13 protein-coding genes are annotated in these 16,126 nt (G+C 57.8%); 3 read left to right on the top strand and 10 right to left on the bottom strand.

Annotated features, from left to right (window positions below):
• Positions 1-383 precede the first annotated feature (383 nt).
• Entirely contained in the window at positions 384-704 is a 321-nt protein-coding gene (locus tag FJU08_RS13305) for a 2Fe-2S iron-sulfur cluster-binding protein (protein ID WP_141149498.1), read from the top strand.
• A gap of 428 nt (positions 705-1,132) precedes the next feature.
• Here FJU08_RS13305 and FJU08_RS13300 read toward each other — a convergent pair whose 3' ends face one another.
• The 9 genes from FJU08_RS13300 to FJU08_RS13260 all read right to left on the bottom strand — a co-directional run bounded on the left by FJU08_RS13300 (position 1,133) and on the right by FJU08_RS13260 (position 11,481).
• Complete coding sequence (locus tag FJU08_RS13300) at positions 1,133-1,672, bottom strand: hypothetical protein (protein WP_141149497.1); 540 nt, start codon at positions 1,670-1,672, stop codon at positions 1,133-1,135.
• A gap of 77 nt (positions 1,673-1,749) precedes the next feature.
• A complete protein-coding gene (locus FJU08_RS13295) occupies positions 1,750-2,838 on the bottom strand; it encodes a YcjF family protein (RefSeq protein ID WP_141149496.1) in 1,089 nt (362 codons plus the stop codon).
• Positions 2,835-4,313 carry a YcjX family GTP-binding protein gene (locus FJU08_RS13290; RefSeq protein ID WP_235890688.1) on the bottom strand — a complete coding sequence of 493 codons (1,479 nt, stop codon included), beginning with the start codon at positions 4,311-4,313 and terminating at the stop codon, positions 2,835-2,837. The genes FJU08_RS13295 and FJU08_RS13290 overlap by 4 nt, the downstream gene beginning before the upstream one ends.
• Before the next feature lie 78 nt (positions 4,314-4,391).
• Entirely contained in the window at positions 4,392-5,444 is a 1,053-nt protein-coding gene (locus tag FJU08_RS13285; RefSeq protein WP_141149495.1) for an ABC transporter ATP-binding protein, read from the bottom strand.
• A gap of 13 nt (positions 5,445-5,457) precedes the next feature.
• Positions 5,458-6,723 carry an MGH1-like glycoside hydrolase domain-containing protein gene (locus tag FJU08_RS13280; protein ID WP_141149494.1) on the bottom strand — a complete coding sequence of 422 codons (1,266 nt, stop codon included), beginning with the start codon at positions 6,721-6,723 and terminating at the stop codon, positions 5,458-5,460.
• Positions 6,724-6,726: 3 nt separating this feature from the next.
• Complete coding sequence (locus FJU08_RS13275; RefSeq protein ID WP_141149493.1) at positions 6,727-7,974, bottom strand: carbohydrate ABC transporter permease; 1,248 nt, start codon at positions 7,972-7,974, stop codon at positions 6,727-6,729.
• Positions 7,974-9,278: a carbohydrate ABC transporter permease gene (locus tag FJU08_RS13270; RefSeq protein ID WP_141149492.1), complete on the bottom strand. Its 1,305-nt coding sequence runs from the start codon at positions 9,276-9,278 to the stop codon at positions 7,974-7,976. The genes FJU08_RS13275 and FJU08_RS13270 overlap by 1 nt, the downstream gene beginning before the upstream one ends.
• Before the next feature lie 61 nt (positions 9,279-9,339).
• Positions 9,340-10,683 carry an ABC transporter substrate-binding protein gene (locus FJU08_RS13265; protein WP_141149559.1) on the bottom strand — a complete coding sequence of 448 codons (1,344 nt, stop codon included), beginning with the start codon at positions 10,681-10,683 and terminating at the stop codon, positions 9,340-9,342.
• A 279-nt stretch (positions 10,684-10,962) separates the two neighbouring features.
• Entirely contained in the window at positions 10,963-11,481 is a 519-nt protein-coding gene (locus FJU08_RS13260) for a SixA phosphatase family protein (RefSeq protein ID WP_141149491.1), read from the bottom strand.
• A 568-nt stretch (positions 11,482-12,049) separates the two neighbouring features.
• Between FJU08_RS13260 and dksA the strand changes: the two genes are divergently transcribed.
• The gene (dksA, locus tag FJU08_RS13255; protein ID WP_141149558.1) at positions 12,050-12,469 is read left to right on the top strand and encodes an RNA polymerase-binding protein DksA; all 420 of its coding nucleotides are present in this window, start codon (positions 12,050-12,052) and stop codon (positions 12,467-12,469) included.
• A 110-nt stretch (positions 12,470-12,579) separates the two neighbouring features.
• Here the strand turns inward: dksA and FJU08_RS13250 are convergent, their stop codons facing one another.
• A complete protein-coding gene (locus tag FJU08_RS13250) occupies positions 12,580-12,942 on the bottom strand; it encodes a flagellar biosynthetic protein FliO (protein ID WP_141149490.1) in 363 nt (120 codons plus the stop codon).
• A gap of 463 nt (positions 12,943-13,405) precedes the next feature.
• On the opposite strand from FJU08_RS13250, the gene cckA reads away from it, so the two are divergent.
• Positions 13,406-16,024, top strand: coding sequence for a cell cycle histidine kinase CckA (gene cckA / locus FJU08_RS13245; RefSeq protein WP_141149489.1), 2,619 nt, complete (start codon positions 13,406-13,408; stop codon positions 16,022-16,024).
• Positions 16,025-16,126: the final 102 nt, after the last annotated feature.

The following is a 16,126-nucleotide window of genomic DNA, read 5'->3' as shown; positions in this document are numbered from 1 at the left end:
TGGCCTTCTTCGCAGGAGCCCGGAGAACCTGCGTGGGACCTGTTGAAACGGCAAATGTCTGCTATTTCAAGGGATTACCCTGTTTTCTAATGACATATTCACAAAATCCATACAACAAGGATCCGGTGTTCAGGGGCGGACGCTACCGGGTTGAGCGAGCCTAAACGGAATTCGGATGTCCAAAAACCAATCAAATTCCGACGTTTAACAAATATTAACCATAATGCGCCTTTTGTGAGGCCTTTGCTTCGTTCACGGTTCTGATCTGTGGACGGGTCGAAAGCGGGCTCTGGACCAGCCATATTATATTGACTGTTTCCCCGAATTCCCTGAATTAGGCGCATAGTCATGTATGCCACGAAAATAATGCGGAAGTCCTTAAAATGCTGAAACTGACAATTATCGCCAATGACGATACGCCTTATGAACTCGACGTACAGGAGGGTTCGACCGTCATGGAGAACGCGGTTCGCAACAGCGTGCCCGGTATTGAAGCTGAATGCGGCGGCGCCTGCGCCTGCGCGACCTGTCACGTCTATGTTGATGACGCCTGGATCGAGAAGGTCGGCGAACCTGAGCCCATGGAAGAGGATATGCTCGATTTCGCTTTCGATGTTCGCCCGAACTCGCGGCTGTCCTGTCAGATCAAGATGACCGGCGAGTTTGATGGCCTGGTCGTGCGCGTTCCCGAACGTCAAGGTTGATTTCCGGACAATACGGGGTTGGTTCCGTCAATGGCGCATGAAAAAGCCTCGCTTTTCGATGGGGGGACGAAAAGCGAGGCAAGGGCGCGCCGTTCTTCAGGGGCTGAAAATCCGTTGGATTTTCCGACGCGCCAAAAAAATCATGCAAGGTTATAGTGCTATAAATAATAATACTCTTTATGGCGATAACAAGGTTAACTAAGAAAAAAACTTAACGTGCATGTGTCAGTTATATTGAAGCAAAATATAATGTAATCCTTGATTGTTGCTTTTCAGCTATGCTTGCGCTGTCTTTGCAGGAAATCGCGTTCGAACGCAAAGAATAACAACTTTTGGTCGTATTTTTGGCTGCGCTCTTGGCCTTGGCGTTTATGTTTCAGTAGATTGTGTAGATTCTAAAATTTAAATCTTGGATTGTGTTTTGTTTTTCATCTGATTGACCCGACCGTGTGCGAATCGAGATGGCGTTCCAATGACAGCTCGATAACCGGCACGAGTCGTGAGGTACCATAAAGCGATATCGTGATGTTGAGCGTGTCATCGCCGTTAAGGGTCGTGATCAGCGCGCCGTCAATATCTTCGCGACTGATATCGAGAACCGCCTGCCGAGGGGTGACGCTGCCGCCGGTGACGTCCAGGCCTTCCCCGGCAGCGCCGTCGAGAAAGCGGCCGGTGAAACCCTGATCGCCTCTTTCGAAAACAGCCTCGACATGTTTGCTGAACAGGCCGGATCTGCAACTGCCTTGCAGCGTGAAACCGGTCTTCTGGCTGGTGAGCGGCTTACCGTCGAGAGAACAGGAGAAGCGTTTTCCTTTCATCGTGCCTCCGATGATCTCGCCCTTGCCGGACCATGCACCGGCGATGGCCGTGAAGAACGGGCTGTCGTCGGGTTCGGCCGCGGCTGGCAGACCGCTCATCAAAAGCGCGATGGCGGCGAGCCTGATCGTCCCTGTCTGGAATTTCGGCATGGTCATCTCCCGCTCGCGAATATGGCGTGGGCGACCGGTTTCGGCCGTTTTGGAGATGAGAGCATGCCTGTTATTGGTTAAGACTTGGTTTTGGCCGGATCGGGCCGCCCTTCGAGGTCGCGCTTCGAACCGGGCGCAAGATCGCCGATGAAATCGCCAATGCCGGGGCGCTTCAGTGCGCGGAAGGGCATGGGACGGCAAAGATCCATGGCAGCAATGCCTATCCGCGCCGTCATCAGCCCGTTGATGACGCCTTCACCGAAGCGGGCGGAGAGTTTCGAGGCGATGCCGTGTCCAAGCACCTGTTGCACGAGACCGTCGCCGACCGCTATCGATCCCGTGACGGCGAGGTGGGCCAGCACATCACGCATCAGCCGGAACATGCCGAGTGATCCCGGACGGCCACCGTAAAGTTCGGCCATGGCCCGGACAAGACGAATGGATTCATAGGCCACATAGGCAAGATCGACCACGGCGCGGGGACTAACGGCTGTGACGACGGAGACGCGCTTCGATGCGCCGACGATCAGGCTGCGGGCTTTCAGGTCGAGGGGGCCCATCAGCTCGCGTTCGGCCAGCGCGATCAGCTGCGGTGCGTCGACGACCTCGTCTTCGGTCTGTTTCAGCTTCTCGCGCCCGCGCGCGGTTTCAGCCTTGGCTGAAAGCAGCGTTTCAAGCTCCCGGACGACGGCGCGGGCTTTTTTCGGCTCCGCACTGCCATGGGCCTCTGCCGCTCTTTGCTTGATATGCTGGATGGCGCCGAGGCGGAAAATGGCAATCGCCTCGCGCACCAGGATCACGATGACGGCGGAAACGCCGATGATCACCGCACCAAGCGCCAGCCAGCCGAGCCAAGGCGCACGGTCAAACAGGCTGCGTACCAGATCATCAAGCGCCAGGCCGATGGCAAGGCTCAGCACGATGGAAAAGGCAAACGCCGCAAGTTTGGTGAAGGTGAAGCGGCGAGGCCGCATGGTAACGACGTCTTCTTCCGCCGCCGCGATTGCCTCGCGGATGAAGGGGTCGTCTTCATCTGGCGTCAGCTGCGCGGCCGGGGCTTCAAAATGCTGCGGCCGGCGCGGTTCCGCCGTCGCTGCCGCACTCTTCTTTTCGGCACCTTCAAGGTCAAAGGCGGCTGGCCGGCGGCTGTCTTTCTGGTCGCTCATCGCAGCCGGTCTCCCAATAGAAACTGCAGCGCCCGATCGAGGCGGATATGCGGGATCGTCACTTCGCCGCCTTCGTCTGCCGGTTCCAGTTCCGGCGGACGGAACCGGATGGCATTCATCTCGGTCAGCGGCTTTTGCGGTGCCCCGCCCTTTTTCAGCATGCGGAAGAAAGCATCCGGATTGGCGGGAAGATCACCGGGAAAAATGGCCGTCTTGCGGGTGCCGTCAAACATTTCTCCGCCGATCTTCTCGCCTGCGATCGGCGTGCCGACGATCACGGGCAAAATAGTCTCGCCATTCTCCACCGTCGCTTCGCGGGTGGCGCGCACCGAAGCTAGCGCCATGACCTCGATGCCGGCACCAGAGGCGCCGATGCGCTTTGCTGCATCGTCAACAAGCTTGCGGGTCAGCCGCTCCAGCCGGTCGTGGCTCTCGTGATGCAGGTGATCGGCCTTGGTCGCGGCGATCAGCACGCGGTCGATCCGGCGGGTGAGGAGGGCTGACAGCCAGGAATTACGTCCGGGCCGAAAGCAGGCCAGTACATCGGACAGCGCCCGTTCAAGGTCACTGACCGCCTCATTGCCGCGGCTTAGCGCCTGAAGTGCGTCAACCAGCACGATCTGACGATCCAGCCTTGCGAAATGATCGCGGAAGAAGGGCTTGACCACATGGGACTTGTAAGCCTCGAAGCGCTTTTCCATCATCGCGGCAAGCGAGCCGCGCCTGGCCCGACCTTCGGGCAGATCGGGAAGTGGCGCAAAGGTCAGTGCCGGGGAGCCTTCGAGATCGCCCGGCATCAGGAAGCGCCCCGGCGGCAATGTCGAAAGCGAGCGCTCATCTGCCCGGCATGCCGCCAGATAGGTCGAGAAGGTCTCGAAAAGCTGGCGTGCCGTCTTCTCGTCAGCCGGAGCGTCATAGTCGAGGCCTTTGGCAAAAGCGAACCAGTCCTTCGCCAGATCGGCGCGGATGCCATGGCTGGCCAGCTCCTGCGTTTTGCGGGAAAATTCGAAGAAATCCTGACCGAGAAGCGGAAGATCGAGTAGCCATTCTCCAGGATAATCAACGATATCAATGGCGATCTTGCCACGGGACAATAAGCGGCTCCAGCGACTGGTGCTTTCGAATTCAATCGTCAGGCGCAATTCGGAAATGGCACGGGTGGATTCCGGCCAGACGCGCTCGTCAAGCAGCCGCTCGATATGGGTTTCGTAGTCGAAGCGGGCGATATGTTCGTCTGGCTGTTCTTCCAGCCGCGTTGCCGAAATCCGCCCGGCGCGCATCGCCTCGAACATCGGCATGCGTCCGCCATGCAGGAGATTATGTACCAGTGCCGAGATGAACACGGTCTTGCCGGCACGTGACAGGCCAGTCACGCCGAGCCTTAAAGTCGGCTGAACCATGTCACCGGCCCGGTCGGCGAGATTATCGATCGCGATGCGGGCGCTGTCGCCAAGAGAAATATTGAGGGGCGTCAAAGGCAGGCTTTCCTATATTGCTGGACCCAATATAGGAAAATGCCGGGCCGGAAAAAAGGCTTCTTATCGTGCGGCGTATCAAAGCGCCAGTTCAGCGGCATCGAAGAAATGCAGATGCTGCGCACGGAAGGAAAGGCCGATCTCCTGGCCGCGAATGCCGGGTTCAATCTCGGCCACCCGCACGATCAGCCGCCCGGCCTTGCCGCAATCGACATAGAGAAAGGTGTCGGAGCCGAGATATTCAGCAATCTCCACCCGGCCCGATACAATGCCCTCTTTTGCTGCCACCACATCGATATGTTCCGGCCTTATGCCGAGCATGGTCGCTTCACCCATCTTCTGGCCCGGAAGCGGGCCGCCGCCATGATCCGGAATGGCAAAACGCCCCCCGGATGTGGTGCAGGGCAGGATGTTCATTTTCGGCGAGCCGATGAACTGGGCGACGAAGAGATTGTCCGGCCGTTCATAGAGATCGCGTGGCGTGCCGACCTGCATGATCTGTCCGTCCTTCAGCACAACAATGCGGTCGGCAAGCGTCATTGCCTCGACCTGGTCATGGGTCACATAGATCATGGTCGTGCCCAGCGTTTCGTGCAGGCGGGCGATCTCGAAGCGCATTTCAACCCGCAGTGCCGCGTCAAGGTTGGACAGCGGTTCGTCAAAGAGGAAGCCCTTCGGCTCGCGGACGATGGCACGGCCGATGGCCACGCGCTGGCGCTGGCCGCCCGAAAGCGCCTTGGGGCGGCGCTCAAGATAGTCATCGAGCCGTAAAATATCGGCAGCGCGCGAGACTTTTTCGTCAATCTCTGCTTTCGGGCTGCCGGCAGTCTTCAACGCAAAGCCCATATTGTCGCGCACATTCATATGCGGATAGAGCGCATAGGACTGGAACACCATCGACAGGCCGCGTTCAGAGGGCAGACGGTCCGTGACATCGTCGCCATCAAGCAGAATGCGGCCCCGGCTTGTCTCCTCCAGTCCGGAGATCATGCGCAGCAGCGTCGATTTTCCGCAGCCGGACGGGCCGACGAAGATGACGAATTCGCCGTCGGCGATTTCAAGGTCGATTCCCCTGATCACCTGCAGCTCACCAAACCATTTTTCGACATTTTCAAGCCGGATGGCACCCATGCCGTGTCTCCTCTCAAGTCTGATCCGCCCAGGCAAGGTGGATGGCCGCCGTCCAGGTGAACAGCTTGCCGCCCAGACCTTCGCCGGTCAGTGGATCGAAATATTCAAAAAAGCCGGACTGCTCGACCACGCGGCGCGTGTCATCTCGCAGCCGCTCGGCAATCTCGCCATGGCCCTTTTCGGCAAGGCCGATCGCGATCATGTAATTGACGACCGACCAGATCGGTCCACGCCAGTAGCGCCGCGATTCAAACCGGCTGTCGCGCGGGTCCCAGCTTGGAAAACCGAAAACGCATTCTTCCAGAATGGCACTGATTTCTGACAGCAGCCTGCGCTGCTGGTCTTCGGTTCCCGCATCGGCATAAAAAGCCATGGCCGAGGCATTCGTCAGCGCCGTTGAAAGCGTGCCGGACCGTAGATCCCTGGCGACGAAACCGCCAGCCTCCTCGCTCCAGAAGGACGAACAGCCTGCCTTGGCCTGCTTCACCCAGGTCTCTGCCTCGTTGCGGATGCCGGGTGCGCCGAATTCATCAGCGAGCTGCGCCAGATCGTGGTCGGCCCGCATCAGAGCGAACTGGACGCAGGGGTCGACCATGAAAAACGGGCCGTTGCGGGCGATTTCGAGATGATCCCAGCGGCAGTCATGGCCGAATTTCACGATGGTGAGGTAGCGGTTATATTGCTCCGCTGTCGGCCGTTCGGAGGGATCGACATGGGTGATATCGCGGCGCGGCAGATCACCAAGATCATCCGGTACTTCGATTGCATTCATGCCGACATCCCAGTCGGGGCAGTTGTCGCGGCCTGATTCCCAGGGATGGATGATCCCGACCACGCCGGTGTCATCAGGATCACGGAAATGGTGGAACCAGCGATGATAGCCGATCAGTTTTGGCAAAAGCGCCTTGGCGCGCGCCCGGTCCATCGCACCGCCGGTCTGCATCAGTGTCAGGATCGCGCTTGCCGCGACCGGCGGCTGGGAATGGCCTGAGCTTGGCGGCACGGTATTGGACTGCCACAGTTCGGGGCCGGGAAAATAATCCGGATCGGTCTTGTGGAAGATGATATGCGGCAGCATGCCATCCTCCCACTGGCCGGAGAACAGCGTTTCGATTTCTTCCCAGGCGCGATTGCGGTCGAAGGTGGCAAAACCGAGCGCTGCAAAGACCGAATCCCAGTTCCACTGATAGGGATAAAGTCTTGCTGTCGGCACGGTGTAACCGCCGCGATCATTGTCACGCAGGATATCGATGGCCTGCTGGCGGAGCGTTTTCTGCATGGTCTATCCCTTGACGCTACCGGCGGTGAGCCCGGATACCAAAAAGCGCTCGAACCACAGGAAGATGAACAGCACAGGCACCGTGGCAATCACGGCACCGGCCATCAGATGCTGGCGTGGCACTTCGGAGGAATTGAGCGAGACGACGCCGCGCGAGAGCGTGAACATGTTGATGTCGTCGAGAAACATGAAGGCGAACAGGAATTCGTTCCAGGCAATCATGAAAACGTAAAGCGCGACCGAGGCAAGCGCCGGAAGCGCCAGCGGCAGGGTGATCTTGAGGATCACGCCGGGGCGCTTCAGCCCGTCCATCAGGCCTGCTTCCTCAAGCTCCGAGGGCAGGCCGCGGAAATAGCCCTGCAGCATGTAGAGCGCGACCGGAATTGTGGTTGCCGGATAGACGATCATCAGCCCGACCAGCGAGTTACGCAGTCCCACTTGCGAGAAGACCGAATAGAGCGGGATCACCAGTACGATTGCCGGCACCATATAGATGAGCAGGATCGAGCGTGACAGAAAGGCCTGTCCGGGAAATTTCAACCGCGCCACTGAATAGGCGCCGGGAACGGCGAAGAGCAGGGTGATGATAACGGTCGCCACCGAGACGATGGCCGAATTCATCAGAAAGGTGCCGAAATGATAATTGGTGAACAGCTCGACATAGGAGCGCAGCAGATTGCCGATCCCTTGCGAAAGGTCGAGCGAGAAATCAAGCGGATTTGAAATCAGCGACTGCTGGCTTTTCAGGCTGGTCATCACCATCACGTAGAAGGGCAGGGCGACGACGATGGCAAACAGCGTCAGGCCTAAGCCTTTGGCGATCCGCAGCATCACGGTTTCAAGATGATAGCGATTGAGCCGGCCGGAGGGCTGGTCAAAAATCGCGGCGTGAACGCTCCACCAGGTCGCGAAAATGAAGAATAAAACACCGATCACCTGCAGCGCGGCGCTCTGATCGAGCGCGATGCCGAAAGGGCGCCCGAAGGTCAAAGCCAGAAGCACAGCCGTGATCGCGATCAGTACGGCGATCTGCAGCGATGCGCCGCGTCCGTCCGGGTTGGAGCGACTTCTGACCGGGGCCAGTGACATGATGGCCGCGCCGATGGCGCCGGCAAGGGCCGCAATGCCAACCGGCGGGGCGCTCGGCGCGCCGGTGATAAGGGTAAGCATAAGGCCAAATACAATCATCCAGGCCGCGCCCCAGACGGCCCCGGCGACAAGGGCGGCGAGGAAACCTGTTCCGATACGCATCAACCGTCATCCTGTGGCGAGAAGGTGAAGAAAAGCAGCGAGAAGGCGAGCAGAACCGCGAAGACGACAACGGCGACTGCAGCACCCGCGCCGAGATTGGAGATGGCGAAGGCCTGTTCATAGACATCGACGGTTAAGGTGCGCGTTCCCGCCCCCCCGCCGGTGAGCAGGAAAATGTCGTCGAACTTGTTGAAGGTCCAGATGAAGCGCAGCAGGAAGAGAACGGCGAGAATGCCGACCAGCTGTGGCAGCGATATATACCAGAATTGCTGCAGCGGCGTTGCCCCGTCAATTTCGGCCGCTTCATAGACATCGCTTGAAAGCGCCTGCATGCGCGCCAGAATAAACAGGAAGGCCAGCGGGAAATAGCGCCAGGCCTCAAAGGCGATGACGGTGGTGAGCGCGACGGGGAAGCCGAAGGTGAAGCCGAAAAGGCTGATATCAACGGAGCGCTGGCCAAAGAAATCAATCGGGGTTCCGATCATGCCCGCCTGCACCAGAAGTGCGTTTAGCGTGCCGGAATAGGGATCAAGCAAAATGATCCAGGTGAAGGCAACCGCGATCACCGGCGCGACATAGGGAAACAGAAACAGGCCACGCAGCACGGAGCGGCCGCGAAAATTCTGGTTTAGAAGCTGCGCCGCAAACAGGCCGAGCACCAGCGCGCTCAGCGTACCGAAAACGGTGTAATAAAAAGTCACCCGCAGCACGTGCCAGAAATCGGATGACGAAAAGACCTTGCGGTAATTATCCAGCGTGAAGGTCATATTGGTCAGCACATTGTCAGCCCTGCCGAAGTTCTGGGCCTCGCTGTCACGCGGATTGACCGGATCGGCGATATAGGCCTCATCTGCTGTGACCGGCAGCTTGATTGTTTCGCGAAACTTGGCGGGGATGTCGCCCAGCCTGCAGGTCAGTTCCTGACCGGCTAGGGCACAGCGAGGGTCAAGGTCTGAGACGGTCAGTCCCTTTGGCAGCGTATCGGAGAAACCGGCCTCGGCGATGATGGCTTTTTGTGATGTGTTGCGCAGCCGGTATTCGATTTCGGCCGTGTCGCCCGCCTGTTCCAGCGTGCCACGCAGGCGTTCATTGACCGAGAGCGTCGGTGCGCGCAGGTCGGAGAGCTGAACCGGCTTGAAGGAAATCCAGAAATTGGCGATCAGCGGCAAAAGCACAACCGCCAGCACGATCAGAAATGTCGGCGCAAGCATGCCATAGGCAAAGCGCATTTCGCGCCGCGCCATCCGTCCGAGCCTGTTGGGCGGAGCCGCGTTCTTCGCGCTGTCTACCGGCGCATCGGTCATGAAAAGGGCCTTTCACTGAAGATGGTGGACCGGGCGCCTGTCAGCGCCCGGCTCTGCCAGATCAGTTGATCTGCGAAAGCTCGTCATTCAGTTTGGCCACGGCATCGGGCCCGTCGATCTCGCCATCGATATATTCGCGGACCACCTGATTGAAGATCTGGGCATTGATCATCTTCGAGGCCAGCGCCAGCTGTCCTTCCTTCACGCCCCAGCGATTGCCGGTTTCCAGGCCCGTGACGATCTTCTGAACCGTTTCCGGCGGATAGAGATCTGCAAGCGGTGCCTTGCGGTCGACCCCGACCGGAAGCTTGGCCCAGCCATCAATGAACTTCGTCGGTTCGGCCTCAGTACCCCGACGGACCGGGAACTTGCCTTCCGGCGCCATGGACAGCGTGTCGAGATAGCCCTGATCCATCGAGAATTTGACGAAATCAGCCGCGATATCGGTATTGGCATCCGCCGTGACACCAAGATAACGCACATCCGCCCAGGCTGAACCATCGGGATTGGACGGACCGGAAAGCGTGGTGACGACATCGGTCTTCTGCGCCAGTTCGGTCGAGGTCGGGTCGTCATTGATGGTCGGCGGGGCCGAATCGCGCAGGCCCGCCAGTTCATCGAGAATGAAGGGCGACCAGATGATCATCGCCGCCTTGCCATCGAAATAAAGCGCGCGTGACTGCTGCCAATAAAGCTCGCCGGCCGGTGATGCGTCGGCAAGTGTCTTGTAGAAATCAAGGACTTCTATCGTTTTCTTCTCATCAAGCGGCTTGAAACCATCGGCATCGACCGGTGTGACGCCATTGGCGAGAAACACATGTTCGAGCACCTGGCTCATGAAGTTCTCGTCAATCTTGGTGGCAGCGACAAAGCCGTACATATCCGGCGGATTGTGCAGGGCCTTTATGGCGGTCTCGATATTGGCATAGGAGTTCGGCGGCGCCAGCCCCTTTTCATCGAAAAGGTCCTTGCGGTAGATGATCATCTGCGTCCAGCCGTCGACGGGAACGGCGGCGGTCATGCCGTCAAACTGCGCCATTTCGATCGGTCCGGGCGCGAAGGTATCTGTGCCGAGATCCTTGACGATCTCGTCATCGGTTTCGACATCAAGAATGCCGGCTTCTGACCAGGGCAACACATATTGCAAGGTGAGATAGATAACATCCGGCAGGTCACCGGCGGCAAAAGCCGCTGTCGCGCGTGTGCCGAGCTCGCTTTCGGTGACCGGGATCACCTGTACTTCATTGCCGGTCGCCTCCTTGAAGGCATCAGCTATCTGTTGCTGCTTGGCCAGTCGCTCCGGCTGTTCCTCGGTTGTCCAGAAGCGAATAGTGTCAGCATGAGCCAACGTAATACCACTTGCCGACAGCACAAGCGCTGCCGCCAACGGAGCAAGGATCCTCATCATGTTCCTCCCACATTCCTCAAGGTGTCGCGGCCGGAGGATACCGGTCCGCTTGGCTACCGGAGCGAATGATGTCCCGAAATGCAGGTGGCTTCCAGTACTCCCCCAGCTTGGCCGCCTGCGCCAGTCGGTTGTATCTCATAATGGATCCGGGACCGCTGCCGACGCAAAAACTTTACCGCGCATTGACAGTGAGTCAAGGCGAACCGGCGTCATTTCAGGGCGGCGGGGAAAGAAGAAAGGAAAATGATTCCAGAAAATGCCTGGAACGGGCAAAAGTTACGGGGTCAGGAATTCCGTCAATTTCCACTGTGGGCTGTCGTCAGGCTTGCCTTCGGTTGGGCCGGTAAAATCCAGGACGGCAACACCGGCAGTCGGGTAGCCGTAGGGGCAGGCCCGGTTGAAGGATTCGTAACCAGTCAGCATCAGAAGGATTTCCTCAATGCCCGGATTGTGGCCAACCACCATGATGCCTTCATAGGCATCTATATCCTCGATCATTTCGATATAGGTGATCGGGGCGGCTTGATAGAGATCATCTGAAAACTGCATGCGCGGCGTGCGCTCAAGCGCCCGATAGGCAGCGTCGGCCGTTTGCCGGCAGCGCATCGCCGATGAGGAGAGAATAAGGTCCGGCCTGTATCCTGCCGCCGCCAGCCGTCTGGCGATATGCTCAGCATCGATTTCTCCCCGGGCGGATAGCAGCCGGTCGTAATCGCGCATGGTCGGTTCCGGCCAGACGGCCTGGGCATGGCGTACGAGGAAAATCCGGTGGGGTGGGGGCGTGATGGGCGTCATCGTCAATCTCGGAAAAGCAAAATGCTTCTGGGCTGGTCTGTTCTTTTCGAGGCGTCACGGGGTCGGGTCTTGTGTTGCATAGCTCCATGCGCCGAATGCCGAAAGATGGCAAGAGACATCTCGCCAGCGTGACAAATGTCAGGGCATTTCAACAACCTTGGTTCTGACTGCAACTATGGGCGGGGGCAGAATGGCGTCAGAAGCGTTGCAACGCAATCCCCCTGGTGGCGCTGACATGAAACCGTGTTCGCTGTGGGGCGATTCGGGGCTTAAGTTGCGCCTCATGCGGGTGGTGGTCGCAGGAAACTTGTGAAAAACACATATTTTGAATTGCCCATCAATGCAGCAAATTTGCGTTCAAAATCTGCTTTTCTTCGCATGAAGAACGCGAAAAAAACTTAAAAACGGGAATTTTAGCGCTTGAAACACCCGGAATTGACAAAAATATAGCATGAAAGCCTATTTTTTTGACAGTTTTATAAATGCCCAAATTGAAAGCAAAGGCTTGAATGCCGCATCAGCTTTGATTATACACTCGCGGCGTGGGGTATTGTTCAGGAGAATGGCTTTGAACAAGAGCATTGACCTTAGTCGCTATGTTCTCTCCGATGATGAAGAGTTCATGAATCCCAATCAGCGGGCCTATTTTCGCGCCAAACTGATCGCCTGGAAGAATGACATTCTGCGCGAGGCACGGGAAACGCTCGAAAATCTTGCCACGGAAAGCGCCAATCATCCCGACCTGGCAGACCGTGCTTCCTCCGAAACCGACCGTTCCATTGAGCTTCGCGCAAGAGACAGGCAGCGTAAGCTTATTTCCAAGATTGATGCGGCATTGCGGCGCATTGATGATGGAACATATGGCTTTTGTGAGGAGACCGGCGAGCCGATTGGTCTGAAGCGATTGGATGCCCGGCCGATCGCCACCTTGTCGATCGAGGCACAGGAACGTCACGAAAGGCGCGAAAAAGTCTATCGTGACGAGTAAAACTGCACTCAAATAGCCGCGCTGATCAGGTGCGGCTATTTGCTTTTGGCTGCCATGTTACTCGGTGATCGGCGCCGGATTATTGTCCGACGCGATTTGCTTGCCTGCAATCATTGCGGCGGCGCGTCTTTCGCGTTCTCTTCGCCATTGCCTGCTTTGCGCTCTGCTTCTGCGCCATGGCGCGCCCCGATCGGGGCGGGGATGCGGGTTTCCAGCAAAATGTCGTTCGGGCCACCAATCATCACCAGATGTTCGACATTGTCGCGGCGGATCAAAACGACGCGGCGCTTCGCATCGACAGCGGCAGCATCAACCACCAGAAGACGCGGCCGCCTGTTGCGTCCACCCCGGATGAAGGGCGACGGCGGCCGATGGCGCAGCAAGAGCCAGATGCAGGCAATGGCCACGACAATTACGGCGACGGCGACTGCCGGATAGTTAAAGATTGTCTCGTCAAACAGAGACTGCATCATGTGCCCCCATGCTCCTTTCAATATGCCATTTTCCCGCTGAATCCGGTCCTGAAGCTGATCCATGCGGCAAAGATTGATCGATTCAAACTTGAGGTGGATTTTCTTTCGTCGATTCGACCTTTGGGCGTAATGTTGTGCTTCATATATATGGCCAAAAAGTCAATTTGAGGCAATCGCCTGAAGGTGCCTTCTTGGCCGATTTGCCAAACTATTGCGGCAGGCGTTTGTCACGATTGCGTGCGTGATTTTGCCGGCATCATGTGAGCGGACAGGCTCCTTTTGTGGGTGGTATCCGGGCGATTTGAAGACAAAACCCAAAATTAAGCTTTTTCGACCATTTTCAGCCCGATAATACTGTTGTTTCGCCTGCCCGGGTTGGCTTATCTCTCCCCGGCAAGGGCTGTTCCCATGAGATGGGGATGCAAGTGTCGGCGTTTGTCCGTCGACAAGGAATGAGGACATCATGAAGGCGGTCAAGCCTGAGAAAGACGGATTTGAACCGGTCGTGATCGGCGGACGGTGGACGGGGCTGGCGCTGCGTGTTGTGTTGCTGATTCTCGCTCTGGCCATTCTCTGCGGCCTTTATTTTCAGTATCGCTCCTTTTTTACGGCGGAGACCTATCTGATTGCGCTGGCGGTCCTTGCGGTGGTGGGCGTCTTCTTCATTATCTCACTGGTTCTTGGTCTTGTTCGCATGTTTCCCTCCGACGGGAACCGCCTGGTCGCAAAAGGTTTTCTTGATCAATATCCTGAAGCGGTAATCGTGACCGATCACAAGGACCGGATTATTTATACCAATTCGGCCTATGGCAAGCTGATCGGCGAGGCGGGCGTCACCCAAAGTCTGGATGCATTGTTTTCCGCTGAGGCCGAAAGCGCCGAAAGCCTTTACCGTCTCAGCCATGTCGTGCGCAGTGGTCAGGATGGCCAGGAGGAGTTCCGTCTTTCCCGGCCGCTTTCTGCGCGCCAAAGCAGTGCGGAGGATCCGCATTGGTACCGCCTGTCGGCTCGCTTCATGGCTGTCGAGAATGATCAGGGCAGGCATCGCAATCACCATGTCTGGCAGGTGCGCGACATCACCCAGGAGCGTCAGGAACAGGAGCGCTATTTCCGTGAACTGCAAAAGGCGATTGACTATCTTGACCATGCACCGGTCGGGTTTCTGACAGCGAACGGCGACGGCAGCGTTCAATATATCAATGCCACTTTCGCCGAATGGCTGGACATTGATCTTGCCGCCTTTGAGCCGGGCAGTCTGAGCCTCAGCGATATTCTGGCCGGCGAAGATATGGTGCTGCTGCGTTCGGTCTATGCAGCGCCCGGCGAGCGGCGCAGCGAGAGCATGGATGTTTCGCTGCGCCTGCCGAGTGGACGTCACATGCCGGTTCGGCTGCTGCATGATGTCTCAACCGCACGCGAGGGCAATATCGCAGAAAGCCGGACGGTTGTGCTGAAACGGCGCGATAATGAAAGCCTGGCCGGCGCCGGCGCCGAGCGCTTCTTCAACGACACGCCGATGGCGATTGCGACGGTGGCACGCAACGGCGCGCTGCTCGCAACAAATAGCCGTTTCCTTTCCATGTTCAGGGGGCTGGTCCGGCGTGAGGATGTTAACGGCACGGCGCAGATCGCATCGGTTATCGATGACGCCGATCGCACGAAAATGCAGGACGCGCTGCTTGCCGCAGCTGACGGGCAGGGTGAGATTGCGCCTTTCGAGGCGCGGCATGCTGTTGATGACGGGCGCCATTTCCGGTTCTTCGTCCATGCAAGCAATGGTGACGATGACGCGGTTGCGCTTGTCTATGTGATCGATATTTCCGAGCAGAAAGCGCTTGAGGCGCAGATGGCACGGACGCAGAAGCTCAATGCGGTTGGAACGCTCGCAGGCGGAATTGCGCATGATTTCAATAACGTACTGACGGCAATTCTTCTGTCGGCTGACCATCTTCTCCTGCAGTCGCGGCCAGCCGATCCCGATTTCGCCGACCTTATCGAGATCAAGCGCAATGCCAATCGCGCTTCACAGCTGGTGCGGCAGCTTCTCGCCTTCTCGCGGCAGCAGACCATGCGGCCTCAGGTGGTGGATCTTACCGATGTGATTGATGACATGCGGATGATGATCGAGCGCCTGACCGGTGGCGCAGATATCAAGCTGAAGATTGATTTCGAGCGTGATCTGTGGGCGGTGAAGACCGACCCGGGCCAGTTCGGTCAGGTTGTCACCAATCTCTGCGTCAATGCGCGGGACGCCATGCCGGAGGGCGGCACGCTGACGGTCAGGACGCGCAATGTGCCTGCTTCGGAAGTGGCTGCGCTCGGGGCGCGGGAAGTCCCGGAACGGGATTTCGTCATGGTAGAGGTGTCCGACACCGGCACGGGCATTTCGCCAGAAGTACTCGACAAGATCTTTGAACCATTCTTCACTACCAAGGATGTGGGCAAGGGTACGGGTCTCGGCCTTGCCATGGTGTACGGCATTGTCACGCAGTCGGGCGGTTTCATCCATCCGGTCTCTGAGCTTGGCAAGGGAACCAAATTCCTCATTCTTCTTCCGCGCCATCAGCGTGAGGCGACCGCGGCGATGGTCCATAAACATCAGCCAACCGATCATAAGGGCGTTCCGATCAATGCGGCCTTTTCAGAAGCTGCAACCGATGACGATGATGAAGCGCCCGTGCGGGAAGCCGAAATGGATCTGACCGGGCAGTCGGCAGTCGTCTTGCTGGTGGAAGATGAGGACGCCGTGCGCCGTTCCGGCAAGCGGATGCTGGAAATGCGCGGCTTTACCGTCCACGAAGCCGATACGGGCGTTCATGCGCTGAAGATTCTCACGGAGCTGGGCGGCAAGGTCGATATCGTCGTTTCCGACGTTGTCATGCCGGAAATGGATGGGCCGACGCTGCTGCGCGAGGCACGCAAGGATTATCCGGAGCTGAAGTTCATTTTCGTTTCGGGCTATGCCGATGATGCCTTCGCAAAGAACCTGCCAGAAGACGCTAAATTCGGCTTCCTGCCAAAGCCATATAATCTCAAGCAGCTGGTCGCCTCTGTCTGGGATATGCTGCGTGAAAACGGATAGCTGTAACCTATTGAATATATGAAGTGTCGCCTGAGTTCCGGCTTGAAACGCGTTCAATGCCGGTGGGGTCATCAACGTTGACTCCTGGCTGAGGCCTGGCGT

It is taken from the genome of Martelella alba (assembly GCF_006516955.1).
Taxonomy (GTDB): Bacteria; Pseudomonadota; Alphaproteobacteria; order Rhizobiales; family Rhizobiaceae; genus Martelella; species Martelella alba.
This window is presented reverse-complemented; position numbering and strand designations above follow the sequence as displayed.

Bases quoted from the DNA above. Each gene is read 5' to 3' on its own strand.
- FJU08_RS13305 (WP_141149498.1), top strand. From the start codon at position 384: ATGCTGAAACTGACAATTATCGCCAATGACGATACGCCTTATGAACTC.
- FJU08_RS13300 (WP_141149497.1), bottom strand. From the start codon at position 1,672: ATGCCGAAATTCCAGACAGGGACGATCAGGCTCGCCGCCATCGCGCTT.
- FJU08_RS13295 (WP_141149496.1), bottom strand. From the start codon at position 2,838: ATGAGCGACCAGAAAGACAGCCGCCGGCCAGCCGCCTTTGACCTTGAA.
- FJU08_RS13285 (WP_141149495.1), bottom strand. From the start codon at position 5,444: ATGGGTGCCATCCGGCTTGAAAATGTCGAAAAATGGTTTGGTGAGCTG.
- FJU08_RS13280 (WP_141149494.1), bottom strand. From the start codon at position 6,723: ATGCAGAAAACGCTCCGCCAGCAGGCCATCGATATCCTGCGTGACAAT.
- FJU08_RS13275 (WP_141149493.1), bottom strand. From the start codon at position 7,974: ATGCGTATCGGAACAGGTTTCCTCGCCGCCCTTGTCGCCGGGGCCGTC.
- FJU08_RS13270 (WP_141149492.1), bottom strand. From the start codon at position 9,278: ATGACCGATGCGCCGGTAGACAGCGCGAAGAACGCGGCTCCGCCCAAC.
- FJU08_RS13265 (WP_141149559.1), bottom strand. From the start codon at position 10,683: ATGAGGATCCTTGCTCCGTTGGCGGCAGCGCTTGTGCTGTCGGCAAGT.
- FJU08_RS13260 (WP_141149491.1), bottom strand. From the start codon at position 11,481: ATGACGCCCATCACGCCCCCACCCCACCGGATTTTCCTCGTACGCCAT.
- FJU08_RS13250 (WP_141149490.1), bottom strand. From the start codon at position 12,942: ATGATGCAGTCTCTGTTTGACGAGACAATCTTTAACTATCCGGCAGTC.
- cckA (WP_141149489.1), top strand. From the start codon at position 13,406: ATGAAGGCGGTCAAGCCTGAGAAAGACGGATTTGAACCGGTCGTGATC.